This is a genomic window from Streptomyces sp. CC0208 (assembly GCF_003443735.1).
Classification (GTDB): Bacteria; Actinomycetota; Actinomycetes; order Streptomycetales; family Streptomycetaceae; genus Streptomyces; species Streptomyces sviceus.
In genome coordinates this window covers 4,279,098-4,301,875 of record NZ_CP031969.1, presented here as the reverse complement: position 1 = coordinate 4,301,875, position 22,778 = coordinate 4,279,098, and the positions used below count along the sequence as shown (strand labels likewise).

Genomic DNA, 22,778 nt, shown 5'->3' with positions numbered 1-22,778 from the left:
TCACGTGTCGTAGGTCCCGTCCCAGGGTTCCGCGAAGGCGAGGCGGTCCGGGTAGAGCTCCGCCCACTGCTCGCCCTCGTCCTCGCGGATCACCAGGCCGAAGCGGACGCCCTCGTGGGTGACGCTGAAGGGACGGATCGCGATGTCCGTGTACGAGCGGCGGGGGAGGCTGCGGAGCAGGGTCGCGCGGTGGACCTGGGCCCGGGTGAGGGGCGAGGCGGCGCCGACCGGGTCGCGCTGCTGCTCCGCCCAGGTCCCGGCACACCAGATGTCCGAGTCGCGGTAATTGCCCTCGGTGTCGAAGGTGTGCAGGACCGCGTACAGGCGTTTCTGATCTTCCCAGCCCTCCTCGAGGCGGAATCCCTCAGGGAAGGCATATGTGATCGACGCCAGGAACTGACCCTCCGCATACCGCCCGATCGTCTCGGTGCGGTGCTTCGGCTCGTACGCGACAGGAATGACCCCGGGCACTGCCATGGCGCAAACCATACGGCTTGGCGCGGACACGGCGATGCCCGGGTCGGTATCCGGACGGCCCGGCGACGACTTCCGGACTACTCCGGGGAGCCGCCGAAGTGCTCCTTGTAGTTCTCCAGGTCCTCGTCCGTCAGCTTGGCGAAGAGGACCGGGGGGACGGTGAAGGCGATGCCGGGGGTGAGGGCGGTGAGGGCGCGGGCCTCGTCGGCGGTGACCCAGGTCGCCGTGTCGTCGGCCAGTGCGAACGCCTCGCGCATGGTCTTCGCCGTCGCCGGGATGAAGGGCTCGGAGACCACCGCGTACAGGTGGATCAGGTTCATCGCGGTGCGCAGGGTCAGCGCCGCGCCGTCCTTGTCGGTCTTGATCTCCAGCCAGGGGGCCTTCTCCTCCAGGTAGGAGTTGCCCGCCGACCACAGGGCGCGCAGCGCGGCCGCCGCCTTGCGGAACTGGAGCGCCTCCATCTGGGACTCGTACTCGGCGAGGAGGCGTGCGATCTCCTCACCCAGCTTCGCCTCCGCCTCGCCCGGCTCACCGCCCGCCGGGACCTCCTCGCCGAAGCGCTTCTTCGAGAAGGACAGGACGCGGTTGACGAAGTTGCCGAGGGTGTCGGCCAGGTCCTTGTTCACCGTCGCCGTGAAGTGCTCCCAGGTGAAGGACGAGTCGTCCGACTCCGGGGCGTTGGCGATCAGGAAGTAGCGCCAGTAGTCGGCCGGGAGGATGTCCAGGGCCTGGTCGGTGAAGACGCCCCGCTTCTGGGACGTGGAGAACTTCCCGCCATAGTACGTCAGCCAGTTGAAGGCCTTGACGTAGTCGACCTTCTTCCACGGCTCGCGCACACCGAGCTCGGTGGCCGGGAACATCACCGTGTGGAACGGGACGTTGTCCTTCGCCATGAACTCGGTGTAGCGGACGGTGGTGTCCACGTCGTACCACCAGGACTTCCAGTCGCGGTTCTCCGGGTCCAGGTCCGCCCACTCCTTCGTCGCGCCGATGTACTCGATCGGGGCGTCGAACCAGACGTAGAAGACCTTGCCCTCGGCCGCCAGCTCCGGCCAGGTGTCGGCCGGGACCGGCACGCCCCAGTCCAGGTCACGGGTGATCGCGCGGTCGTGCAGGCCCTCGGTCAGCCACTTGCGGGCGATGGAGGCGGCGAGCTGCGGCCACTCCTCCTCGTGCGCGGCCACCCACTCCTCGACCTCGTGCTGGAGCTTGGACTGGAGGAGGAAGAGGTGCTTGGTCTCGCGGACCTCCAGGTCCGTGGAGCCGGAGATCGCCGAGCGCGGGTTGATCAGGTCGGTGGGGTCCAGGACGCGGGTGCAGTTCTCGCACTGGTCGCCGCGGGCCTTGTCGTAGCCGCAGTGCGGGCAGGTGCCCTCGACATAGCGGTCCGGGAGGAAACGGCCGTCGGCGGGCGAGTAGACCTGGCGGATCGCCCGCTCCTCGATGAACCCGTTCTCGTTGAGGCGGCGGGCGAAGTGCTGGGTGATCTCGACGTTCTGCTCGCTGGAGCTGCGGCCGAAGTAGTCGAAGGCCAGCGCGAAGCCGTCGTAGACCGCCTTCTGCGCGTCGTGCGCCTGCGCGCAGAACTCGGCGACCGGAAGCCCCTGCTCCTTCGCGGCCAGCTCCGCCGGGGTGCCGTGCTCGTCCGTCGCGCAGATGTAGAGGACCTCGTGGCCGCGCTGGCGCAGGTAACGGGAGTAGACGTCCGCCGGGAGCATGGACCCCACCATGTTGCCCAGGTGCTTGATCCCGTTGATGTACGGAAGGGCGCTGGTGATGAGGTGTCGAGCCATCGGGGGCTGCTCCCAGGTTGGTCGTGCGGGTGAGTCGCTTCGCGAGTCTTGAAATCGTATCCGACATGGGTGGGCCGCCCGCTTCCCGTTTTACGGCGTGGGAAGGGGCGGCCCGGTGGTGCGCGGTGCTGACCTTCGGGGGTTACGGGCGCCAGTTCGCCAGGATGCCCTCGTAGATCTCCGCGTCCGTGAGTTCCTTCGGGGTCTCGCCCGCGAGGAAGTGGGACGTGTTGGCGAGCTTCAGCTTGCGGAGGTAGTCGAAGGCCTTGTTCTCCGGGTCACCGAAGGCGACGAAGGAGAAGAAGACGTTGGGGTGGGTCTTCGCGGCCTCCGTGAGGGCCTGGGTGGCGGGGGTCTTCGCGTCCGGGGCGCCGTCGGTCTGGAAAACGACCAGGGCGGGGGTGTCGGGGGCGTTCTTGCCGTGGTGCGCGAGGACTTCCTCGACGGCCGCGTGGTAGCTGGTACGGCCCATGCGGCCGAGGCCGGCGTGGAGTTCGTCGATCTTGTTCTCGTGGTCGGTGAGACCGAGCTCGCCGGTGCCGTCGAGTTCGGTGGAGAAGAAGACGACGTGGACCTTGGACTCGGGGTCCAGGTGGGCGGCGAGGGCGAGGGTCTGCTCGCCGAGGGCCTGCGCGGAGCCGTCCTTGTAGTACGGGCGCATGCTCGCGGAGCGGTCCAGGACGAGGTAGGTCCTGGCGGTGGTGCCGGTGAGGCCGTGGGTGTCGAGGGTGGTGGCGGCGGCGTCGTAGGCGGTGCGGAGGGTGGGGGGCACGGTCACCGACCGGCCTTCGGCCGGGTCGTCGTTCCCACTTTCGTCGTCGACCGCGGCGACGGGCTCGGGAGCAGCGGCCTTCACGGCGACTGACTCGGGCTCGGGCGCGGGCTCGGGCGCGATGGTCGGCTCCGGCTCCGGCTCCGGGGTGACCTCGGCGGCCACGGGTTCGGGCTGCGGTTCGGGCTTTGGCTCCGGGGCGCTCTCGGCCTCGGGTTCGGCCTTCGGTTCCGCCTCGGGCTCGGGTTCCACAGCCTCGGCAACCGGGTCCGGGGCCGGTTCGGGCTCCGGACCCGGCTCCGCTGCGACCTCCGTCGCCGCCGACGGCTTCTCTTCCTCCGCCACCGCGGGAGTCGGCGCCACTACGGCCGCCTCCTCCGCCACCGGCTCTTCGGCGACCGTGGGCTCCTCCGACACCGACGTCTCGGCAGCCGGTTCTTCGGTGACTGGTGTCTCCGCGACCGCCGTGGGCTCCTCGGCCGCCGGTGTTTCGGCAGCCGGTTCTTCGGTGACTGGTGTCTCCGCGACCGCCGTGGGCTCCTCGGCCGCCGGTGTTTCAGCCACCGGCTCTTCGGCGACCGGCGTCTCCGGAGCCGCAGCCGGCTCCTCCGCCACCGCTGTCTCGGGTGTCGTCTTCTTCCCCGGTGCCGTGGGGTTCGGCTCTTCCGCCGGAGGTGTCTGCTTCGGGACCACCGCCACCTTGTCGAAGGCGGCCGCGACCAGTTCGTGTTCGGAATCGGTGGGGTGGGTGGACGTGCGGGGCTCGGGGACCGTCGCCGTCGGAGAGGGGAGCTTCGGTTCCGTCTCCTGCGAAGGAGTCGTCTCCGCACCCTCTGCCTCGGTGGCAGCGCCCTTGCGTGATCGGCCGCCGAACGCGTTCCGCAGGAGAGTGAGAATGCCCATGTGCGCAACCCTTCGCATGAGTTGTAGCCCGTCAATCCCTGGCCAGGACGGACACGTAAGGTTAGCGGCCCCGGATTGCGATCTTGGGCAGGGGCGGGTGGCCGGGGGCCCGGGCGTCAAGAGCTGCTTCCGGACGTCGCCCCGTGGGACGTCAACTCCGCTACGTCCACCCCGCCTTCATCCACCGTTCACCGCCCCCGCCGCCCCGCTCTCGCACAGACGCGCACCTACCGTCCGTCAAGCAAGCTTCAAGGGGAAGTAAGGGGACGGCAAAAGTGCGCACACGGCTGCCGTTGATCAACACCGTCCATGGACGGTCCGCTCGGGCAGGACCGGCGCGTGCTGGTCGACGTGCAGCACCCCCGGGAGATCAAGATCGTGCGGCCTGCCGTCGTGGTCGTGTGGCGTGGGGACGGGGGCGACATCAGGTTGGGCGAGCCGGGTCACGTGGGCCCGTGCAGCGTGATGTCCACCAGCAGGGCACGGTGGTCGGTGTCCGCCAGGTCCAGGAAGCGGGCGTCCCTCGCCGAGAAGTCTGCGGACACCAGCACGTGGTCGATCTGCGCGCCGATCGCCGGGGCGGTGCGGGCCGGCCAGGTGGGTGTGCGGCCGGAGCCGGCGAGGCGGGCCGCGTCGCGCAGTCCGGTGTCGAGGATCGCGCGGAAGGCCGCGTGGTCCTGGGAGGCGTTGAAGTCGCCGGCCAGGACGGTCGGGGAGCGGGTGGTGGCGGCGAAGTCCCTCAGCTTGCCCAACTCCCGGCGCCACCCGTCCAGTTGGCCGGGCAGCGGAGGCATCGGATGCGCGAGCTGCAACCGTACGGCGTGGCCGCGCACGTCGGCGACGGCCCCGGGCATGCCCATGGTGCTGCCCCGGATCGCGGCGGCGGGCTGCAGGGGGAAGCGGCTGAGGAGGACGGACCCCGTCGAACCGGCGCCCTCCACGGACCGCCGGTACGGATAGCCCTCGGACAGGGACCGTCGCAGGGTGGCCGAGCAGCCGTACTCGCACTCCTCCACGAACACGAGGTCCGGCTTCTCCTCGCGGACGGCGGCCACGAGGGCGTCGGTGGCCCGCCCGAACTCGACGTTCGAGGTGATGACGCGGAAGGAGGCGAGCGCCCGCCCGTCCGGCTCGCCGCCCTGCCCGTAGGGGGCGATGCACCACGCCAGGAGACCGAGGACCACGGCCGCCCAGATCGTCCCGGGCCACCAGCGGGTCAGCAGGGCGAGGGCCAGGCCCGCTCCCGCGGGCGCGAGCAGCCACGGGAGGAAGGCGAGGAGCTGGGGGACCGGGGTGACGCCGTCCGTGTCGGCGAGACGGCATCCCAGGACCGCGCTCACGGCGGCGAAGAGCAGGGCGGCGGTCCAGGTACCGAGTCTTCGGCGGGTCACCGTCCCGAGCCTACGAGCGGGCGTCGGCCTTCGCCAGGAACTCCCCGAGCACGGCGTTGAACTCCCCCGCCCGTTCCAGGTTCGGTAGGTGCGCCGCCCTCTCGAAGACGTGCAGCTCCGACTCCGGGAGCGCCGCGTGCATGGCCTCGGCGTCGGCGACCGGTGTGTAGGTGTCGTCGGCACCCACCAGCACCAGCGCCGGGACCGTGACCCGGGTGAGCAGGTCGCGGTAGTCGGGGCGGGCGGCGCGGGCGCGCAGGGCGGCCGCCGCGGACGCCGGGCGGGTGGCCGTCATCATGCCGTGGACGTGTGACTTGACCTCGGGGGAGGCGTACGGCGCGACCATCTTCTCCAGCACCTCGTCGGCGTACCCGCGCATGCCCTCGCGCTCCAGCCGGTCCGCCATGGCGTGCCGTACCTTCACGCCCTCGGGGGTCTCCGCCGCCGGGAAGGTGTCGGCGAGGACCAGGCCCCGGATCCGCTCGGGGAAGCGCCGGTAGCAGTCCATGGCGATCTGGCCGCCCATGGACAGGCCCGCCACCACGCAGGCCCGTACGTCGAGTTCGACCAGCAGTGCCTCGATGTCCTGCGCGAACCGCTCGAAGCGGTTGACCTCGGAGGCCGGTCCCGAGGTGCCGTAGCCGCGCAGGTCCGGGGCGACCACACGGCGGGAGGCGGAGAACGCCTCGATCTGCGGGCGCCACATCGTGTGGTCGAAGGGATGGCCGTGGACCAGGACCAGGGGGATCGCCGTCATGCCGTCGACCCTAGGTCGGCCGAACTTCTCGGTGCAATAAAATCTTTGCCCTCAGTGCAATCGCAGGGCAGCCGCCATCCCAGGGGGTCTTCGTGCACGACTACCGGCGCATCGCCGACCGCATAGCCGCCGACATCACCACCGGCCGGCTCCGCCCGGGCGAACGCCTGCCCCCGCAGCGGACGTTCGCGCGCCGGCACGGAATCGCCGCGTCGACGGCGGAGCGGGCCTACGGCGAACTCGTACGGCGGGGACTGGTCGTCGGCGAGGTCGGACGCGGCACCTTCGTGAAGGCCACCCCGCCCGGGCGGCCCGCTCGGGGACTCATCGAGGACGTGGGGACACCCGTCAACCTGGAGCTCAACTACCCCTCCGTGCAAGGGCAGTCCGAGCTGCTCGCCGAGGCCCTCGCACCCCTGCTGCGCCCCGACGTGCTGACCGAGGCGCTCCGCCCGGCCGCCGCCACCGGCACCCCGGCCGCCCGCGAGGCCGCCGCCGCCCTCCTCACCACCCCCGGCTGGCGCCCCGAGGCGTCCCACATCCTCTTCACGGGCAACGCCCGCCAGTCCGTCGCCGCCGCCCTCGCCTCCCTGGTGCGGCCGGGCGGCCGGGTCGGCGTCGAGGAGCTGACGTATCCCGTGGTCAAGGAGATCGCGGCCCGGCTCGGCATCACGCTGGTGCCGCTGGCCACGGACGAGGACGGCCTGCGTCCCGAGGCGGTGGCCGCCGCCCACCGCACGGCTCCCCTGGCGGCCCTCTATGTGCAGCCGACCCTGCACAATCCGACGTCCGTCACCACGAGCGCCGGGCGCAGGCGCCAACTCGCCGCCGCCGTGAGCGACTTGGACATCCCTGTCGTGGAGGACCGGATCTGGTCGTTCCTCGCGGAGGCCGACGACCCGTTCGCGGTGCACGCCCCCGACCTCACCCATGTCGTCGACGGTCTGTCCAAGCGGGTCGCGCCCGGGCTCACCGTCGGCTTTCTCGTCGTACCGGAGAAGCGGGTGGACGCGGTGGCGGACGCGGTCCGTTCCGGTGGGTGGAGTGTGGGGCGGTTCGCGCTGGAGGCGGGGGTGCGGTGGACGGCGGACGGGACCGTGGCGCGGCTGGTCGAGGCGAAGCGGGCCGACGCGGCGCGCAGGCAGCGGGTGCTGGCCGAGTGCCTGGACGGGTTCGCCGTACGGTCCGATCCGCGCGCGTACTACGCCTGGTGGGAACTCCCGGTCCCCTGGCGGGCGGACACCTTCACGGCCGCCGCCGCGGCGCTCGGCATCGCGCTGACGCCCGGGCCCTCCTTCGCCGTCGACCCGCATCGCACCCCGGACGCGGTCAGGCTCGGGCTCGCGTCGGCTGCCCTGCCGGATCTGGAACGGGCCCTGCGGACGCTCGCCGGCCTCGCAGCAAGCCGTACCGACCGGTGAGCCAGCAGGTCAGGGCCACTGCCAGGCCGACGGCCACCAGCAGCCAGGAGACCGTGCGCAAGGTGCCCGTCAGGGCGTCGTAGACGGCGCCCGCGGCCGGGCGGCGCACCGGGTCGGGCAGGTCGGTCAGGGTGAGACGGCGGCCGACGGCGACGGCGAGACCCAGCAGAGCGCCGCCGAGCGCCGTGCCGAGGGCGGTCGCGGTGACGGCACGGCGGCGGCAGGCGGCGACCGCGATGCCGGCGGCGGCGAGGACGGCGGCCGTGACGGGCAGCCAGAAACCGGCGACTTCGAGCACGTCGTACCCCTTCCGGAGACGGTCGAGTCCGGAGGCCGGGAGCACGGCGACCTCGGTGCGGGGCAGCGGGACCCGGTGCTCCACCCGGGCGGCGATCGGGGCGATGTCGACGGTCACCTCGTGGTGGCCGCCTTCCCGGAGCGCCCGCAACACGGCCTGGTGGACCGCTCTGTTGCCCGCGTCCCACGCGGTGCCGAAGTCGCGGGTGCGGGTGAGGGAGCGGACGAAGGGCCGTACCGGTTCGCCGACTTCGTCCGCCACCGCGTCCGCGACGCCGTCCCGCACGGCGGGGTCGGCGGCGAGCGGTGCCATCGCCGTGACGTACCGGTCCGTGTCGGCGAGGCCGTACGCCGCCCAGGCCGCCAACGCGCCGAAGGGCACGAGCAGACAGGCCAGGGCGATCAGGACGGCCGACAGGGCGTCGCGGACACCGGAGCTCACCCTTCCAGGCAAAACGCTCGCGGGCTGCCGCGCGAGCGGTGGAGCCGGGGATTGCGCCCTCCGGTGGAGGGTTCACCCGAACGGGTGTCTCATGGTGGTGGGGAGAAGGAGGCCGATCATGCGCACCACTCCGGCCCTGCGGACCCTGGCGGTGGCCCTGTTCACCGGCGCGACCCTCGCCGTCACGGCGGGCGGCACCTTCGCGGCGGCGGCCCCGCCCACGTACGCCGAAGGCCGTGGCGACAGTCCGGTCCGGGGCACCATCGTCTCGCGCACCGCGCTCAACGTGCGGGCGGCGCCCACCACGCACTCCGCCGTCGTCGACCGGCTCGCGCCGGGCAGCCGGGACCGGATCGAGTGCAAGGTCCGCGGACAGAGCGTCAACGGCAACCCGTACTGGTACTGGTTCACCGGTGCCCGGGGCTGGGTCAGCGCCGAGTTCGTCGACACCGGCCGGCGGTCCGTGCCGACCTGTGCGGACCCCTGCCCGCAGTGGCGGAACGGCGGTTGGGACAACGCCGCCTGGAACGACCCGAGCCGGAGCGTGGGATGAGGGAAGCCGTGGACCCCGGTCATTTTCACTGGCCGGGGTCCACGCGCGTCCGCTAGCGGATCCGGTTCCCCTCGCCGTCCTCGCGCGTGTAGTAGCGGTAGAAGAACACCAGGAAGATGGCCGCCGCGACCGCGAGGCCCAGGGCCGTCGAGCGCAGCACGCTCTCGCCCGTCTGGCTGTACAGGAACCCGACGGCCGCCCCGGCGAAGCCGGACTTCACGGCCGAGTGGAGTTCCCGCTTCAGCAGCGGGGCGAACGTCGCCACGGCGAGGCAGAGCACGATGAACGCGATCGCCGTGACACAGCCGAACAGCACGTTCCAGCCGGTGATCGGCCCGCCGTCACGGCGGTTCGCGGCCGCCCAGTAGCCGTAGACCAGGCCGAGCACGACAGGGACGCCGTACCTGGCGGCCATGTGCACCTTGGCGCTGAAGACATCGGGTGTCCGGGCGAAGCCGCCCGCGGGTGCCGCATGAGCCATGAGAGCACTCCTCTCTCTCCACCCCGATACGCCCCCGACTACCAGAGCACACCTGTGCAACGGCGCTGGCAAGTCGGATGGCGGCACCAGGCGCCCGTGTTTCGCTGACTCCATGAGCGGTGTCGGCGGCCCTCGTCCGCGACGGCACCCTCGGGCGCTGGGGCGGACGACTGTTCGACGACACCACGGTCTGCGCGGTGCGCAGAGCCGACGAGCGGGCAGAAAAGGGACCTCTGCCGTCCTGAGAACTCCCCTTCGCAGCCGCAGCGGATACCGTGCTGCCGTAAGTGATCGAGGGGGATGGGGAGGGACCGATGCCCGGAACCGTGCTGCTGCTCGCCGCCTCACCGGTGGGCAAGAGCCGCCTGGTGGACGCGGCGTCCGTGCTTCCCGTCCTCGCGGCCGTGCCGCCGGCCGTGCTCTCCGGCACCGACACCGCCAACGTCGTCGAACTCGCCGACCCCCTGGAACCGCAGGCCGTCCTGACCCGGCTGCGTGCCGTGGCGGCCACGCCGGGCCCGCTCACCGTGTTCGTCACCGGCCAGCTCGCCCTGGACCGCCGCCAGCACCTGCCCCACCTCGCGCTGGCCCGCACCACACCGGCCACCGTGCGCTACACCGCGCTGCCCTGGCAGTGGATCCGTGAGGAGTTCCGGCTGCGTTCCCCGGGCTCCACGACCCTCTTCGTCGACCTGCACGCAGACGCCGACGCGTGGGGGTGGCTGCGGACGCACACCCTCGACTCCGGCCGCAACAACGCGGTGCTCGGGCGGATTGCGCCCCCGCCGTCCCGGCGTACGGTGGCTTCTCCGGCGTACATGAAGACGATCGCGACGATTCTGCGCAGCGGCTGGCGTCCGCCGGTGGAGCAGTTGCATCAGCAGGCGTTCACCAGGCTGGGCCCCGAGGCGTACGGGGACCTGGTGCTGACCGTGCCGCCGGTGCCGGTGGCCGCGCCTGTTGCGTACCGGGCCGGGGGGCCGCGTGCCCAGGCGGCGGGCGGGGTGGTGGGTGCGGGCCGGGTCCCGCAGGCGGCGGCCGTGGCTCCTCCTCAGCCCGACGGCCCCCGCCGTCCCGAGGCGTACGGCGACACGGTGCTGACCGTGCCGCCGGTGCCGGTGGCCGCGCCTATTGCGTACCGGGCCGGGGGGCCGCGTGCCCAGGCGGCGGGCGGGGCGGTGGATGTGGACGGGGCCCCGCAGGCGGCGGCCGCCGCTCCTCCGCAGTCGCAGGACCCTCATGTCCAGGTGACCACTGCCGTCCAGGCCGGTCGCCACCAGGAGGCCGACGCGCTCGCCGCGGCGCACGAACAGGCCGCCGCCCGAGCCCACGGTCCCGCCTCCGAGCAGGCCCTGCACTGGTCCGAGGTCCGGGCGGATCTCGCGATGTTCGCCAGGGACTCGGCGCGCAGCTGCCGGATCTGGCTGACGGTGGCCGAGACCCGGCTGGCCGCCGGACAGGCCCCGGACTCGCCGGGCGTGGAGAAGGCCGTCGACCGGGCCCACCACCAGTGGGGCCAGGTGCGCGACAAGTCCCGGGCCCAGGAACTCGGCACCCTGCTCGCCCAGTTGCGCACCCGCGTCCCGGGCCGCCGCCCCGGCGCCCTGGAGAACGTGCGCAAGCAGCTGCGGGAGCTGCAGGCCACGCCGTTCTAGCCGAGCATCGCGAGCGCTCCCGACACCAGCGTCCGCACGCCCGGCGCCACCGTCGACAGGTCCGGGGCGAAGTGCGGGCTGTGGTTGCTGGGGACGGCGTCGAACTTCTCCAGCAGGTCGGCGCCCGGCGCCGCGTCCCAGGTGGTGGCCGGCGTGCAGGTCACGAACCAGTAGGAGTACGGGAGTTCGCCGAGCGCGAGCTTCGAGAAGTCCTCGCTGGCCATCGCCGGGCCCGAGTCGAAGACGGTGTCGGTGCCGAAGACCTCGCGGTGCACGGCGGCGATCCGGTGGTCGGTCTCCGGGTCGTTGACCGTGGCCGGGAACGAGCCGCCCAGGGTCACCTCGGGCTCGCGCGGGCAGCCCGCCGCATGGCACTCGCCCTGCGCGATGCGGCGGATCGCGGCGATCATCCGCTCCCGTACCGCCTCGGACTGGGTGCGCAGGTTGAGGGAGATGCGGGCGGTGGACGGGATGATGTTCGGGGCCGTGCCCGCCTCGATCCGGCCGACGGTCAGCACGGCCGACTCGCGCGGCCTGATCTCCCGGCTGACGACCGTCTGGAGCCGCGTGACGATGTAGGCGGCCGTGACGACCGGGTCGACCGTCGTCTCGGGGCGCGAGCCGTGCCCGCCCCGGCCGTGCACCACGATCTCCACGTCCGTCGTCGCCGACATGATCAGGCCGGGCACGTGCGGGTACAGCCCGGCGGGCCCCGGTACCGCGTGCTGGCCGAGCAGGACGTCGGGGCGCGGAAAACGGTCGTACAGCCCGTCGCCGACCATCGCGGCCGCCCCACCGCCCGCCTCCTCGGCGGGCTGGCCCACCAGGAGCAGCGTCCCCGACCAGGCGTCCCGCCCGTCCGCGAGCGCCTTCGCCGCCCCCGCCAGCCAGGTCACATGCAGGTCGTGCCCGCAGGCGTGCATCACCCCGGGCGTCTTCGAGGCGTACGGCAGCCCGGTCCGCTCCTCGACGGGCAGCGCGTCCATGTCGGCGCGCAGCAGGACGGTCGGCCCGTCGCCGTTGCGCAGGAGGCCCGCGACGCCGGTGCGGCCGATGCCCTCGGCGGTCTCGAACCCGGCCGCCTCCAGCCGCTCGACGAGCCGGGCCGCCGTGCGGTGCTCCTGGAACGACAGCTCGGGGTGGCGGTGCAGGTCCCGGTAGAAGTCCTCCAGGTCGGGGACCGGGAGGTCCGCGGTGAGCTCCAGGGCGGTGCGGGCGGCGGCGGAAGACGTCATGCGGGCAGCGTAGGCGCCGGGGGCGCCGGTACCGGAGGGTCTCGACCCTGCAGCGGCGCGGAGTTCCTGAGATCTGCTGACGGCACTTGGTGGAACCTTTACCTGGACCTGTCCGTTGACCGGGTGAGATCACTCAGACGAGTACCGAGGTGACGTCAATGGCACTGTTCGACCGGCTCAAGGACCAGGCCAAGAACCTGCAGCAGCAGGCGCAGGGCGGGCGCGGCACGACGACCGGTGGGGCCGGACACGGCGGGTCGCACGGGGGCTCGCGCGGCGGTTCGCGCGCCCAGCTCGTCGGTGTGCTGAAGACCCAGCTCGGCTCCCTGAAGACCGAGTTGAAGAGCGGCGCGTACCGGGACGCCAGCATGGCGATGTGCGCCCTGGTCGCGGCGGCGGACGGCCAGGTGGACGCGTCCGAGATGCAGCAGATGGAGTCGCTGATCCTCGGTAACGAGGTGCTGCAGAACTTCCCGCCGGAGCAGCTGCGCACCCGCTTCCACAAGCATGTGGACCAGCTCACCCGCAACTTCCCGCAGGGCAAGGCGGAGGCGCTCCAGGAGATCGCCAAGGCCGCCAAGAAGCCCACCGAGGCGCGTGCGGTGATCCAGACCGGCATCGTCATCGCCGGTGCCGACGGCCACTTCTCCCAGGCGGAGCAGGCGGTGCTGAGAGAGGCCTGCGGGGCCCTTGGTCTCGCGCCCGCGGAGTTCCAGCTCTGAGAGCCGCTCCCCGGCCGGGCGGTCAGTCCGAGGCGGGTCCGACCGGCTGCCAGGCCTGCGGGGCCTGTTGGGCGGGGCGCGGCTCGGACGCCTTCGCGGGGCCCGCGTTCGCCGCCAGGACCAGCGTGGCCACGGCCACGACCGCGGCGGCGAATCCCCTGGCGTAGCGTGCGGTGGTGCTGGTGCGTTCGGGCACGGCGACCTCGCAGCGGTGGCGGTGAGTACCCAGGACGGTGACGGTGTATTAAGCAGGGTTAATACGCCGTTTAACCTAGGGGCTGCGCGAGCCGAACGGCAAGAGGCGCTTGGGGAGTTGGCCATGTCGGAGCGGGACGACCCGGGCATCATCGGGCGACGGGTGCAGCAGCTGCGGGTCGAACGCGGGCTGACCCAGAAACAGCTGGCCGAACCGGCCTACACGCCGGCCTACATCTCCACCCTGGAGTCCGGGCGGGTGCGGCCCTCCGACGACGCGCTCCGGCACCTCGCCGACCGCCTCGGCGTCGGCTTCGAGGAACTGGCCACCGGCCGCCCCGCCCGTCTCGTCACCGATCTGCGGCTGCGCCTCACCGAGGCCCAGCGCACCCTCGCCACCGGGGAGGCCGAGGAGTCCGCCACGCAGTACGCCCGGCTGCTCACCGAGGCCGACGGGCTCGACCTCGCCGAGGTGCGGGCCGCCGCCCTGCTCGGGCTCGGGGAGTGCGCCGTGGAGACCGGCGAACTCGGCGCCGCACGCGAGTACTTCGAGCGCGCGGAGAAGGCGCTCGGCGACGACGTACCCCTGCCCGCCCGCGTTCCCGCCCTGCGCGGACGCGCCCTCGCCCACTACCTCACCGGTGAACTGCGCTACTCCGTCTACCTGCTGGAATCCACCATCGACGAGCTCAACCGCGGTGGCCTCCACGACCCCGACGCCCTGCTCCTCCTCTACGCGAGCGTCATCGGCCCCTACATGGACATGGGCGCCCACGCGCGCGCCGCCCAGGCCGCCGAACTCGCCCTCGCCCTCGCCCCGCGCTCCGACGACCCCGCCCTCGTCGCCCGGATGCACCGTTCCGTCGCCCGCACCCTGCTCGCCGAGGGCCGCCTCGCCGAGGCCGACGCCTCCCTCGCCAAGGCCGCCGAACTGTACCGGCAGCTCCAGCTGCGCACCGAACTCGCCAACTGCCACTGGATGCGCGGATACGTCTACGCCCAGAACGGCGAACTGGAGCGCGCCGAGGCCGAGTTGCGGCAGGCCCTCGCCATGCTCTCCGCCAAGCGGGCCGCCCTCTACTCCAGCCAGGCCGCCGTCGAGCTCGCCGACGTGCTGCACCGGCGCGGCAAGTCCGAGGAGGCCGCGGCCCTGCTCCACGACGTGCTCAGCGACCTCAGCTCCGAGCGCGGCGCCCTGCACTCCGCCGCCGCCCACCGCCTCCTCGGGATCATCGCCGAGGACGCCCGGGACACCGAGGCCGCCGAGGAGCACTACGTCCGGGCCCTGAGCCTGCTGGAGCGGGCCGGCGCCGCCGGTGACCTGGCCGACCTGTGCCGCCTGCTGGGCGATCTGCTCCGCCGTACGGGAAGGGTCGAGGCGGCGCTGGACGCGTACCGGACCGGCCTCGGACACCGTACGGCCCCCGGCACCACCACGCTCGGACCGGCACCCGCACAGCCGCCTCTGTGACGGTTCCGGGCCTGCCCGCCGACGGGGTGCCTGTCCGGGGGGTTCTGTACGCCGTCAGGACAGCGGGGAGGGCCGATCCGCCGTGCCCGTCCTGGGCGTTTCGCCCGGTGGACCAGGGGTAGCCGGGCGGTGCCCCTGGGTGGGTACGCCACGAGCGGCACCCCCCCGCCCCGGTGAGCCCGCTTGGGGGCCGATGACGGACAGGACCCGCACCGACCGAAGGAGGCGGTGGTCGTGCCGCCCACGGACGACCGCGGCGACATCCACGGCGACGAGCCGGGTCCGTCCCCCGGATCGGGCGGCGAAGCCGGAGCGTTCGCCGGACCGGACAACGTTTCCGGCTCGTTCGGGACACCGGGCGACGAATCGCGACGGACGACGGAACGCGAAGGCGGCGGCGGTCGGGTACGCCGGGACGAACGGGACCGGGGAGTCGGACGCGGCCGCGAGACCCGCCACCCCCGCGAGGCCCACCCCGCCCACGAAGCCGGCCACGCGGGAGAGCCGGATCAGGTGCGGGTCTCCGATGTCCTCGCGGAAGGGGCGCGGGGTGCCGACCCCGCCGAGATTCCGGGCAAGCTGTGCGTGGCCGCCGTCAGGCTGCTGCCCGTGGCCGACGCGAGCGTGTCGCTGCGCAGCAACGGCATGCCCGTGCAGCTGAGCTCCAGCAGCGCCCGGGCCGCGCATCTGGCGGACCTCCAGGCGACCCTCGGGGACGGACCCTGCACGTCCGCCGCGAAGACCCGCGCCGCCGTGCTCGCCACCGATCTGACGTCCGGCCCGGACGCCGACCGCTGGCCCGTGTTCGCCCAGCAGGCCACCGCCGCCGGGGTACGGGCGGTGTACGCGATGCCGCTCGGCAACGACACCGTGTGCGTGGGCACCCTCGACCTCTACCGGGACGTCCCCGGTGGACTCACCCGGCGGGAGGTGCGCATCGCCGAGCTCGTGGCCAGTGTCATGACCGTGGCCCTGACGGCCCTGGCCCGGGGACAGGAGAACGGCCCCGCCGACGACCTCTGGCTCAGTGGCCTGGGCAAGGCTCACGACGAGGTGTACCAGGCGGTCGGCATGATCATGGTGCAGCTGGGTGTCGACTCGGACGAGGCGCTGGCCCGGCTGCGCGCGGACGCCTTCGCGGACAGCCGCACCGCGCCCGAGGTGGCGCACGACGTCGTCTGGCACCTGAAGCGGTTCGACCGGGACTGACCCGGCCCCGCCCGTGACGGACCTGGCGCCGATCCGGCCCCGCCCCGGGGACCGACCCGGCACCGATCCCGAAACGGACCCGGCACACCGACCCGGCTCGCCCCGGGGACCGGCCCCGCCCCGACCCCGACCCGGGGACTGACCCGGCCCCGCCCCGGACGGACCCGGCCCCGCCCCGGGGACCGCCCCGGGACGGACCGCTCAGATCTCCACCCGCCCCTGCTTCCTGATCTCCGTCAGCCGTTCGGCCCCCAGCTGTACGGCGGCCTGCGTGGCCTGCGTCTGTACGTCACCGAAGCCGCCGTTCGTCACACTGATCGCGTCCTCCCCCACACGGACGGCGGCGACGTCCAGCGTGAGTGTCGTCGGCTCACCGTCCGGGGACTGTCCGGTCAGCCACACCCGCAGCCCCTGCCGGCCGTTCCCCACCTCCGGCAACGGCGCCTCGGTGACCTGCACCCCGAAGACGGCCCCCGTGGTCGTGGTGGCCCCGAACTGCGCGCACGTCCGCGGCAGTTCCTTCAGCCAGGCCAAGGTCTTGTCGATCTCCGCCGGCGGACGCGCGAGCACCTGATACCGCATCTGCGCCTTGTTCCACTCGTCGTCCATGCCGACGACCGCACGGGGCTGGGCATCGGCCCCGAACAACTCGTCCGCGTACAGCGCGTCCAGCAGCCGCTGACACTCCCGCTTGTCGGCCTTCGCCTTCAGCACGCCGTCGTGCCAGGTGGCCACCCCCTGGGTCGGCGTCCAGGGCTCACCGAGGTCCGCGTCCGTGACGAGCGCGGCCTGCGCCATGGCCTCGGTGAGGGCGGAGGAGGGGGCGGCAGACGTCTTCGGGGACGGCGGCGGCGCGCTGGTGGGCCGTGTGATCGGCGGCCTGGGAGCGGTGGGCGGGGTGGACAGAGCGGAACAGGCGGTGGCGGCGAGGAGCCCACAGAGGGCGAGAGCACGGGCGGCGGCGCGGGGCGGGGTCATGCCTCCAGTGATCACCGGGTTCGCGGAGGCCACCAGTGGTCCGGGCCGTATGGGTTACGTGCTGGGATCGGTACCCGGAGCCGAGCCGCGTCTACGATCCCTGCGCGCCCCCGACCAGCGCGGTCGCCTCCTCGCGGGCGACCGCGATCGGGTCGGCGAAGACGCGCAGTCCGTGGGCGACCAGTGCGCCCTCGTGGAGAAGCATGAGGGCGCGGGCCCGGTCGGGGGCCAGGTCGGTGAAGAGGCGGAGCATCCACGCCTTCTGGCCGGCGATGATCGCGTACGCCGGATGGGCGGGGTCGCTGATCTCGGCGTGGGCGTTGACCATGGCGCACCCCTTGGGGCTGTTGTCGTCCATCCACTCCCGGGAGGCGTCGAAGACCGCGCGGACCCGGTCGACGGCCCCCGGCCCCGCCGCCTCCAGCCGCTCCATGACGTACGCCCGCCAGCGTTCGTCCCGTTCGGCGAGGTACTCCACGACGATCTGCTCCTTGGAGCCGAACCGGTCGTACAGCGTCTTCTTCGTCACCCCGGCCTCGGCGGCGATCAGGTCCACGCCGACCGCGTGGATGCCCCGCTCGTAGAACAGCCGGGACGCCGCCGCGAGGGCGCGCCGCGCACCCGGGGTCATGCTGATCCGCCGTACCTGCCGTGCACCGTTGTCTCCCACCCTGCCGACTATACCGATCTGTATAGTGGCCGACGCAAGGAGGTATACAGATCTGTCTAGTCACGGGTGGTGACTCTCATGAACGTCCTGCTCTCCGCCGCCTTCGTGGTGTGCTGGAGCTCGGGATTCGTCGGCGCCAAGCTCGGCACGCAGGACGCCGGTGCGATGACGCTCCTGATGTGGCGCTTCCTCCCGCTGGCGGCCGTCCTCACCGTGGTGGCCGTCCGGCGGGGCCGCGCCCCCTGGCGTGCCCTGGCACCCCGCGACCTCGCCCGCCAGGCCCTGATCGGACTGCTCTCCCAGAGCGGCTACCTGCTCACCGTCTACTACGCCATCCAGCTCGGCGTCTCCAGCGGTACGACGGCCCTGATCGACGGCACCCAGCCGCTGGTCGCCGGAGCCCTCGCCGGCCCGTTGCTGCGCGAGTACGTCTCGGCCCGGCAGTGGCTCGGACTGTGCGTGGGCCTCGCCGGGGTCGCCCTGGTCACCACGGCCGACGCGGCGGCGACCACGGGCGTGGCCTGGTGGACCTACCTCGTCCCGTTCGCCGGGATGCTCTCGCTGGTCGCGGCCACCTTCCTCGACCGCCGCTCCCGCACCCCGGTGACCCCGGCCGTGTCGATGACCGTCCACTGCGCCACCAGCGCCGTCGTCTTCACGACCGCCGCCCTCGCGACCGGCACCGCGACCCCGCCCACCACCGGCTCCTTCTGGCTGGCGACGCTCTGGCTGGTGACCCTCTCCACCCTCGGCGGCTACGGCCTCTACTGGCTCGTCCTCCAGCGCTCCGGAGTCACGGAGGTCAACACCCTCATGTTCCTGATGGCCCCGGTCACCGCGGTCTGGGGCGCCGTGATGTTCGGCGAGCCCTTCACCGTCCAGACCGCAGCGGGCTTGGCGGTCGCCTTGGCGGCGGTGGTTGTGGTGCGCGGGGCGAGCGCCCGCACCGGGCAGGCCGAGGGCGCCGGGCCTCGCCAGTGAAGGGTGGGCTGATGGATGAGCTCCTGGATGTCACCACCGCGTCCGGCTCTCCAGCAGCTCCGACGACGCCAGGCCACCCACAGATTGATCACGAGCAGTGCCGCTCCCGCGATGGGCCTACGGCCAGCGGCATGACACCGATCGCGGGTCCCATCAGATCCGTGACGGCGTCCAGACGATTGCCGGCCTTCGACAGGTGGCCATGATTCCCCGCCGCCCCCGACCGCTCATCCGACGATGCCAAGGATCGCGGACACGAGGTTGAACACGGCCGGAAGGAGGAAGACGCAGCCAACGACGATGTACACGCGCCCGCCTGTGCGGTATCCGTGACTCGGGGGCGGCGGCGGGATCAGCCGATCGGCGCTTCTCATCGTCTCGTTGTGCGCCAGCGCGTGCCGCCCCGTGCTGAGCTGCCGTCGCCCGAGCCATATGAAGAAGACCGCGGCCATGGCCGTGAAGGCCCCCAGTCGCAGATGTTCTCCCGGCGTATCGGCACCAGCAAGCGTCACGGCTACGTACGACAAGGCAACTCCCCCACAGGATCACGGAGCATGGATCACCTCACAGCGGCACCACCATGTCAACCGAGTTGGACTCACCGGCCACCTGCCGAAAGCCTTCGGCCTCACGGGTTGTGGCATCCGGAGTCGGCCCGCACGCGGTGCGGATGCAGCACGGGTTGGGGTCCCAGTCCCACATCTGGCCGTCGGGCCTACGATCCCGCTCATGCGCGGCATCCCGCCGATCCGTTCGCGATACGGTCCCCGCCGTCGGCGGCCCGCCAAACTGCACGCAGACAAGGGCTATGACTTCGACCACTTGCGTAACTGGCTACGGCGACGGCAGATAGTGCCTCGGATTGCCCGCCGCGGTGTCGAGTCGTCGGCTCGTTTGGGGCGGCATCGCTGGGTGGTTGAGCGCACGATGTCATGGCTGAACGGCTGCCGCCGACTGCATCGTCGCTGTGAACGGAAGGCTGAACACTTCCTCGCCTTCGTTGGATTGGCCAGTGCCCTCATCTGCTACCGCCGATGTGCACAGGGCGGACATTCCTGAAAGCGGCAGGGAAGAGGGCCAGGTAGCGTGACGAGGACGGGAGGAGCAGGAATGAACGTGGTGTGGGCGGCGACGGCACTGGAGACCGGCTTCTTCTCAGGGCTCGAACGGCACTCGAATGTCCAGGACCTTGAGGCTCACATCAAGGCCCTCGGAACCGGCCTCGGCCAGGGCTACCTTGAGATCCGGCGGCCAGACGGCGATCTCCCCTACTTGGCTCTGGGCTTCAAAGGAGATCACGCTGTCCTTCACCTCTTCGACGACTCTGGCGGAGTGTCTCTTCGTGGAGGCGATGATTGCGTGGCACCGAGCGCTGAGGTCGAAGTGGTGATCATGGACGAACTACACGTGTTCACCGCAGACGTCGCACTGTCCATGGATCATGCCTGGGACATCGTTCACGACTTCATCCAGACAGGGACGCCTGGTGAATTGAATGATTGGTACGAGTTGTAGGCAGGGCTCCAACGCCAACTGAGACATCTTCTTAGCTTGTTCTTTATCTACCAGGATCTACCGGGTCTGCCGATGGCCTTGAGCGTCTCAGGGCGTTTGACGGTCTTGCCCACGTCGTAGCGGGGTGCGGGACGGCGGTTCTTGGTGCCAGGTGGCCGTCCGGGACCGGTACCACGAGGTTGGGGAACACGGGCGGGGCAGAGGAGGTGGGCTCGGATGTTCCTGAACCCGCGGCGGACCCGGGCCGGGGTGAGGCGTTCGGGCTTGGCTGGCTTCTCCCAGGGCCGACGGAGGTCGGCGGCCAGTGGCCGGGCGAGGCGGAGCTGGGTGTGCGCAACGACCAGGAGCCAGGTCCAGCGGTCCGCGGCCTCGGGTGTACGCAGTTTCGGGGTGGTCCAGCCGAGAGTCTGTTTTTTGAACCTGAAGGTGTGCTCCAGGTCGAAGCGCCTCAGAAACCCCTGCCACCAGCGGTCCACGTCCGCCGGGGCGGCTCCGGTCTTCGAGGACCATAGCCAGACCGGCGGGGCTTCCCGGTCCTTGGAGAGGTGCTCGACCTTGAGGCGGACCAAGGTGCCCTCGACGATGGGGAGTTCACCGTCGTGCTCCAGCCAGGCCGAGCGGTGGGTCAGTCGCGGGTGGACCCGGTCCCACGCCTGGGTTTCGGTCTTGCCGTAGTTCACGGTGCCGGTGGCCGTGGTGATCGCCGCCTCGGGCCAGGTCTCCGGTTTGGCGAAGCGGAACTCCGGCCCGTGCTTGGGCGGGTGGCCAGCGCGGGGATGGGCGCGATGGAACTCCTCACGCGAGGGCGCCGGACAGCGCATCACACGGTCCGAGCGGATCCGCCCGACCAGCTCGACGGGCAGAGCGCGCAGGACCCAGGCCAGGCGGGTGACGTCGTAGCCGGCGTCCATGACGATCGTGATGTCCGGGTCTCCAGGCGTCCACTGGCCGGCTGCGATGAGCCGCTCCACCACGGCGCGGAGCTGGACGGCGGTGACCGCGGTCGCATCGTCCTCGGGCCCGAGCCGGACCACGTCCAAGATCCCGGTCCATGAGGTGGCCCCGGGCTCCAGAACAGCGACGAAGGAGTAGGGCCAGCCCGGGATGAATTGGGAGGCGGACTTCGCCCGCCCGTAGACATGGCAGAACAACCGGTCCGCCGAGCACGCCGCGTCCGAGCGCAGCCACGGTGACACGTCGACCGCGAGCACGAGGCGCCCGCCGTCGAAGCGCGGCAGGGACATGTCGGCCAGCAGGGCCCGCAACCGGTCGACGTTGATCCGGCCGCGGTTGAGGGCTCCGTACAACGCGCCGTGCCCACGACGATGCTCGGGCACCAGCGTCAGATCCACCGGCGATTTCACCGGGCCATCCGCACACAGCACCGCGTCCACCAACTCGAACAACTCATCCCGCCGGGCGGTCAGACACTCGTAGAACTCGCCTCGGAAGCGTGACGTTTCCGCGAACGCCTCCTGTCGGAGCCCTTCAGCCAGCACACTCACCATCACGGCCTTCGTCTCGGTCACGTGCATTCCTTGGTCGGAACACACGATCAGGCGAAGGACGCCCCCACGTCCCGCGAACTCCCAGGTGAGCGACACAGTTCGGGACGCTGTTCGAGGTAGGGACAGAACCGGGGTCCCGAACTGTGCACCGCGCGGGGTCAGCCAAGGTGCTGCAGGAAGAAGGTGGTCGCCTCCCTGCCAACCCGGACCCGGACGGTCGGGTCAGCAGGTTCCGGCGCGAAGAAGTCGTCGTGGCGAACGTCGGGGCCTGCCGATCGGCCATTCGCCGTGGGAATGTGCTCCAGGTACGGCCTGGTATCGACTTCATACGGGTTGACCGTGTCCGCCCCTCCCCAGCGGATCTCCACCGGCACCTGCACGGTTGCCAGACTTTCCGGGGTCACGAAACCGCCGACGCCTGGGGCCACCTGGAAGACCGCTCGCATCCGGGAATCCAAGAGGTCTGCTCCAGCGCCATCCAGCACAAGCCGCGACGACTCGTCTTCCGGATATTTCTTCCGCAGCGCCTCCAGCACGCCGGGGAATTCGGGTATGCCAGGCAAGGGCACCGCCCCCGACAGCACGGCCCACGCGATCTGCGGATCGACGCGGGCCCCGGCAAGCGCCGCCGCCGTATAGCCGCCGAGGGAGAAACCTGCTGCGCCGACCGGACCGAGGGGCTGTTCCCGAGCGAGCGCGTCGAGGGCGAAGGAGACGTCCCGGGGCCGTTCCCACACGTGGAGAAACCCCTCAGGCTCGTAACCGTCGACAAAGTTGTTGCCGTGGTGGTCAAGGGCCATCACCCGGAATCCCGCCTCGCGCAGCGGACGCACCAGCCACTCCATGTCGCCGCCCGAGCCCCCGGTGCCATGCGAGACAACGACCAGCGGGGCGGGTACGGCCAGCGGATGCTCCGGCTCCCATAGGTAGAGACGGACGGGACGCGGATGAGCCGGATCCCGCAGGTCATGGCGGGACTCGTCATACAGAACGCGTATCAGCGGCTGTTCCCGCCCAGAGATCGGCATGGCGACATCGTAGAGAGACGGCCAGCCCTGATACCGCTGGCCGACCCGCACCCTGGCCTCGTTCAAGTCCGAAGATAATGAACAAGCTTAGGAGTTCAATCTACGCTCGCCAGTAGCTGCCTTCGTCGACTGGTCCAGCGGTAGTTGGTTGTCAACGGAACAGCTCCGGAGCTGCGCAGACTTCCAACGGTTCCTCTGGCCGATCCGTCCACCGCCACCAGGTGTGCCAGGCAGCACATCGCCACAGAGAGCGGCACACCCTCTGGCCGTCGTCTCGCCTGGACAGCACGAGACCGCCCGCAGCCAGGGGCCGGCTGCACTCAG

22 protein-coding genes and 1 pseudogene are annotated in these 22,778 nt (G+C 71.6%); 9 read left to right on the top strand and 14 right to left on the bottom strand.

All coding sequences use genetic code 11. The features are described 5' to 3' along the window. The 5 genes from D1369_RS19690 to D1369_RS19670 all read right to left on the bottom strand — a co-directional run bounded on the left by D1369_RS19690 (position 1) and on the right by D1369_RS19670 (position 6,093). On the bottom strand, positions 1–477 hold the full coding sequence (locus D1369_RS19690; protein ID WP_037900807.1) for a hypothetical protein: 477 nt from the start codon (positions 475–477) through the stop codon (positions 1–3). A 77-nt stretch (positions 478–554) separates the two neighbouring features. Further along, positions 555–2,270, bottom strand: a complete 1,716-nt coding sequence (gene metG, locus D1369_RS19685; protein ID WP_007383415.1) for a methionine--tRNA ligase — start codon at positions 2,268–2,270, stop codon at positions 555–557. 142 nt (positions 2,271–2,412) lie between these two features. Then, the gene (locus D1369_RS19680) at positions 2,413–3,945 is read right to left on the bottom strand and encodes a VWA domain-containing protein (RefSeq protein WP_037900810.1); all 1,533 of its coding nucleotides are present in this window, start codon (positions 3,943–3,945) and stop codon (positions 2,413–2,415) included. Positions 3,946–4,388: 443 nt separating this feature from the next. Further along, positions 4,389–5,336 carry an endonuclease/exonuclease/phosphatase family protein gene (locus tag D1369_RS19675; RefSeq protein WP_007383417.1) on the bottom strand — a complete coding sequence of 316 codons (948 nt, stop codon included), beginning with the start codon at positions 5,334–5,336 and terminating at the stop codon, positions 4,389–4,391. 10 nt (positions 5,337–5,346) lie between these two features. Then, entirely contained in the window at positions 5,347–6,093 is a 747-nt protein-coding gene (locus D1369_RS19670; RefSeq protein WP_007383418.1) for an alpha/beta hydrolase, read from the bottom strand. Between the two features lie 92 nt (positions 6,094–6,185). Between D1369_RS19670 and D1369_RS19665 the strand changes: the two genes are divergently transcribed. Beyond that, entirely contained in the window at positions 6,186–7,514 is a 1,329-nt protein-coding gene (locus D1369_RS19665) for a PLP-dependent aminotransferase family protein (protein ID WP_007383419.1), read from the top strand. On the opposite strand, the gene D1369_RS19660 is transcribed toward D1369_RS19665, so the two are convergent. After that, positions 7,423–8,253, bottom strand: a complete 831-nt coding sequence (locus D1369_RS19660; RefSeq protein ID WP_007383420.1) for a hypothetical protein — start codon at positions 8,251–8,253, stop codon at positions 7,423–7,425. The genes D1369_RS19665 and D1369_RS19660 overlap by 92 nt on opposite strands. 118 nt (positions 8,254–8,371) lie before the next feature. On the opposite strand from D1369_RS19660, the gene D1369_RS19655 reads away from it, so the two are divergent. After that, on the top strand, positions 8,372–8,806 hold the full coding sequence (locus D1369_RS19655; protein ID WP_050789729.1) for an SH3 domain-containing protein: 435 nt from the start codon (positions 8,372–8,374) through the stop codon (positions 8,804–8,806). Between the two features lie 52 nt (positions 8,807–8,858). Here the strand turns inward: D1369_RS19655 and D1369_RS19650 are convergent, their stop codons facing one another. After that, the gene (locus D1369_RS19650; protein WP_007383422.1) at positions 8,859–9,287 is read right to left on the bottom strand and encodes a hypothetical protein; all 429 of its coding nucleotides are present in this window, start codon (positions 9,285–9,287) and stop codon (positions 8,859–8,861) included. Between the two features lie 314 nt (positions 9,288–9,601). Here D1369_RS19650 and D1369_RS19645 point away from each other — a divergent pair, with 314 nt between their 5' ends. Then, positions 9,602–10,942, top strand: coding sequence for a hypothetical protein (locus D1369_RS19645; protein ID WP_007383423.1), 1,341 nt, complete (start codon positions 9,602–9,604; stop codon positions 10,940–10,942). Here D1369_RS19645 and D1369_RS19640 read toward each other — a convergent pair. Continuing rightward, on the bottom strand, positions 10,939–12,177 hold the full coding sequence (locus D1369_RS19640) for an amidohydrolase (RefSeq protein ID WP_007383424.1): 1,239 nt from the start codon (positions 12,175–12,177) through the stop codon (positions 10,939–10,941). The two genes, D1369_RS19645 and D1369_RS19640, sit on opposite strands and share 4 nt — an antisense overlap. Positions 12,178–12,335: 158 nt before the next feature. Between D1369_RS19640 and D1369_RS19635 the strand changes: the two genes are divergently transcribed. Beyond that, positions 12,336–12,899 carry a TerB family tellurite resistance protein gene (locus D1369_RS19635; protein ID WP_037900814.1) on the top strand — a complete coding sequence of 188 codons (564 nt, stop codon included), beginning with the start codon at positions 12,336–12,338 and terminating at the stop codon, positions 12,897–12,899. Positions 12,900–12,921: 22 nt separating this feature from the next. Here the strand turns inward: D1369_RS19635 and D1369_RS43010 are convergent, their stop codons facing one another. Next, positions 12,922–13,095, bottom strand: coding sequence for a hypothetical protein (locus D1369_RS43010; protein ID WP_007383426.1), 174 nt, complete (start codon positions 13,093–13,095; stop codon positions 12,922–12,924). A gap of 123 nt (positions 13,096–13,218) precedes the next feature. On the opposite strand from D1369_RS43010, the gene D1369_RS19630 reads away from it, so the two are divergent. After that, a complete protein-coding gene (locus D1369_RS19630) occupies positions 13,219–14,565 on the top strand; it encodes a helix-turn-helix transcriptional regulator (protein ID WP_007383427.1) in 1,347 nt (448 codons plus the stop codon). A gap of 234 nt (positions 14,566–14,799) precedes the next feature. Next, positions 14,800–15,774 (top strand): GAF and ANTAR domain-containing protein, encoded by a 975-nt coding sequence (locus D1369_RS19625; RefSeq protein WP_007383428.1) that lies wholly within the window; start codon positions 14,800–14,802, stop codon positions 15,772–15,774. Positions 15,775–15,975: 201 nt separating this feature from the next. Here the strand turns inward: D1369_RS19625 and D1369_RS19620 are convergent, their stop codons facing one another. Continuing rightward, positions 15,976–16,752 (bottom strand): hypothetical protein, encoded by a 777-nt coding sequence (locus tag D1369_RS19620; RefSeq protein WP_037900817.1) that lies wholly within the window; start codon positions 16,750–16,752, stop codon positions 15,976–15,978. A 91-nt stretch (positions 16,753–16,843) separates the two neighbouring features. Then, complete coding sequence (locus D1369_RS19615) at positions 16,844–17,383, bottom strand: TetR/AcrR family transcriptional regulator (RefSeq protein WP_037900818.1); 540 nt, start codon at positions 17,381–17,383, stop codon at positions 16,844–16,846. 117 nt (positions 17,384–17,500) lie between these two features. Here D1369_RS19615 and D1369_RS19610 point away from each other — a divergent pair, with 117 nt between their 5' ends. Beyond that, positions 17,501–18,403, top strand: coding sequence for a DMT family transporter (locus D1369_RS19610; protein ID WP_050789901.1), 903 nt, complete (start codon positions 17,501–17,503; stop codon positions 18,401–18,403). Positions 18,404–18,630: 227 nt separating this feature from the next. Here the strand turns inward: D1369_RS19610 and D1369_RS19605 are convergent, their stop codons facing one another. Next, positions 18,631–18,930, bottom strand: coding sequence for a hypothetical protein (locus D1369_RS19605; RefSeq protein WP_007383432.1), 300 nt, complete (start codon positions 18,928–18,930; stop codon positions 18,631–18,633). Between the two features lie 211 nt (positions 18,931–19,141). Between D1369_RS19605 and D1369_RS19600 the strand changes: the two are divergent. Both D1369_RS19600 and D1369_RS19595 read left to right on the top strand, forming a co-directional pair. After that, positions 19,142–19,462, top strand: a pseudogene (locus tag D1369_RS19600) (transposase); the annotation flags it as partial. A 51-nt stretch (positions 19,463–19,513) separates the two neighbouring features. Next, on the top strand, positions 19,514–19,918 hold the full coding sequence (locus D1369_RS19595) for a hypothetical protein (protein WP_007383434.1): 405 nt from the start codon (positions 19,514–19,516) through the stop codon (positions 19,916–19,918). 47 nt (positions 19,919–19,965) lie between these two features. Here the strand turns inward: D1369_RS19595 and D1369_RS19590 are convergent, their stop codons facing one another. Next, complete coding sequence (locus tag D1369_RS19590) at positions 19,966–21,426, bottom strand: NF041680 family putative transposase (RefSeq protein WP_007383435.1); 1,461 nt, start codon at positions 21,424–21,426, stop codon at positions 19,966–19,968. 158 nt (positions 21,427–21,584) lie between these two features. After that, positions 21,585–22,520 (bottom strand): alpha/beta fold hydrolase, encoded by a 936-nt coding sequence (locus tag D1369_RS19585; RefSeq protein ID WP_237557649.1) that lies wholly within the window; start codon positions 22,518–22,520, stop codon positions 21,585–21,587. Positions 22,521–22,778: the final 258 nt, after the last annotated feature.

Coding starts and splice junctions, on each gene's coding strand:
- D1369_RS19690 (WP_037900807.1), bottom strand. CDS start 477: ATGGCAGTGCCCGGGGTCATTCCTGTCGCGTACGAGCCGAAGCACCGC.
- metG (WP_007383415.1), bottom strand. CDS start 2,270: ATGGCTCGACACCTCATCACCAGCGCCCTTCCGTACATCAACGGGATC.
- D1369_RS19680 (WP_037900810.1), bottom strand. CDS start 3,945: ATGGGCATTCTCACTCTCCTGCGGAACGCGTTCGGCGGCCGATCACGC.
- D1369_RS19670 (WP_007383418.1), bottom strand. CDS start 6,093: ATGACGGCGATCCCCCTGGTCCTGGTCCACGGCCATCCCTTCGACCAC.
- D1369_RS19655 (WP_050789729.1), top strand. CDS start 8,372: ATGCGCACCACTCCGGCCCTGCGGACCCTGGCGGTGGCCCTGTTCACC.
- D1369_RS19650 (WP_007383422.1), bottom strand. CDS start 9,287: ATGGCTCATGCGGCACCCGCGGGCGGCTTCGCCCGGACACCCGATGTC.
- D1369_RS19645 (WP_007383423.1), top strand. CDS start 9,602: ATGCCCGGAACCGTGCTGCTGCTCGCCGCCTCACCGGTGGGCAAGAGC.
- D1369_RS19640 (WP_007383424.1), bottom strand. CDS start 12,177: ATGACGTCTTCCGCCGCCGCCCGCACCGCCCTGGAGCTCACCGCGGAC.
- D1369_RS19635 (WP_037900814.1), top strand. CDS start 12,336: ATGGCACTGTTCGACCGGCTCAAGGACCAGGCCAAGAACCTGCAGCAG.
- D1369_RS19630 (WP_007383427.1), top strand. CDS start 13,219: ATGTCGGAGCGGGACGACCCGGGCATCATCGGGCGACGGGTGCAGCAG.
- D1369_RS19620 (WP_037900817.1), bottom strand. CDS start 16,752: ATGACCCCGCCCCGCGCCGCCGCCCGTGCTCTCGCCCTCTGTGGGCTC.
- D1369_RS19615 (WP_037900818.1), bottom strand. CDS start 17,383: ATGACCCCGGGTGCGCGGCGCGCCCTCGCGGCGGCGTCCCGGCTGTTC.
- D1369_RS19610 (WP_050789901.1), top strand. CDS start 17,501: ATGAACGTCCTGCTCTCCGCCGCCTTCGTGGTGTGCTGGAGCTCGGGA.
- D1369_RS19595 (WP_007383434.1), top strand. CDS start 19,514: ATGAACGTGGTGTGGGCGGCGACGGCACTGGAGACCGGCTTCTTCTCA.
- D1369_RS19590 (WP_007383435.1), bottom strand. CDS start 21,426: ATGGTGAGTGTGCTGGCTGAAGGGCTCCGACAGGAGGCGTTCGCGGAA.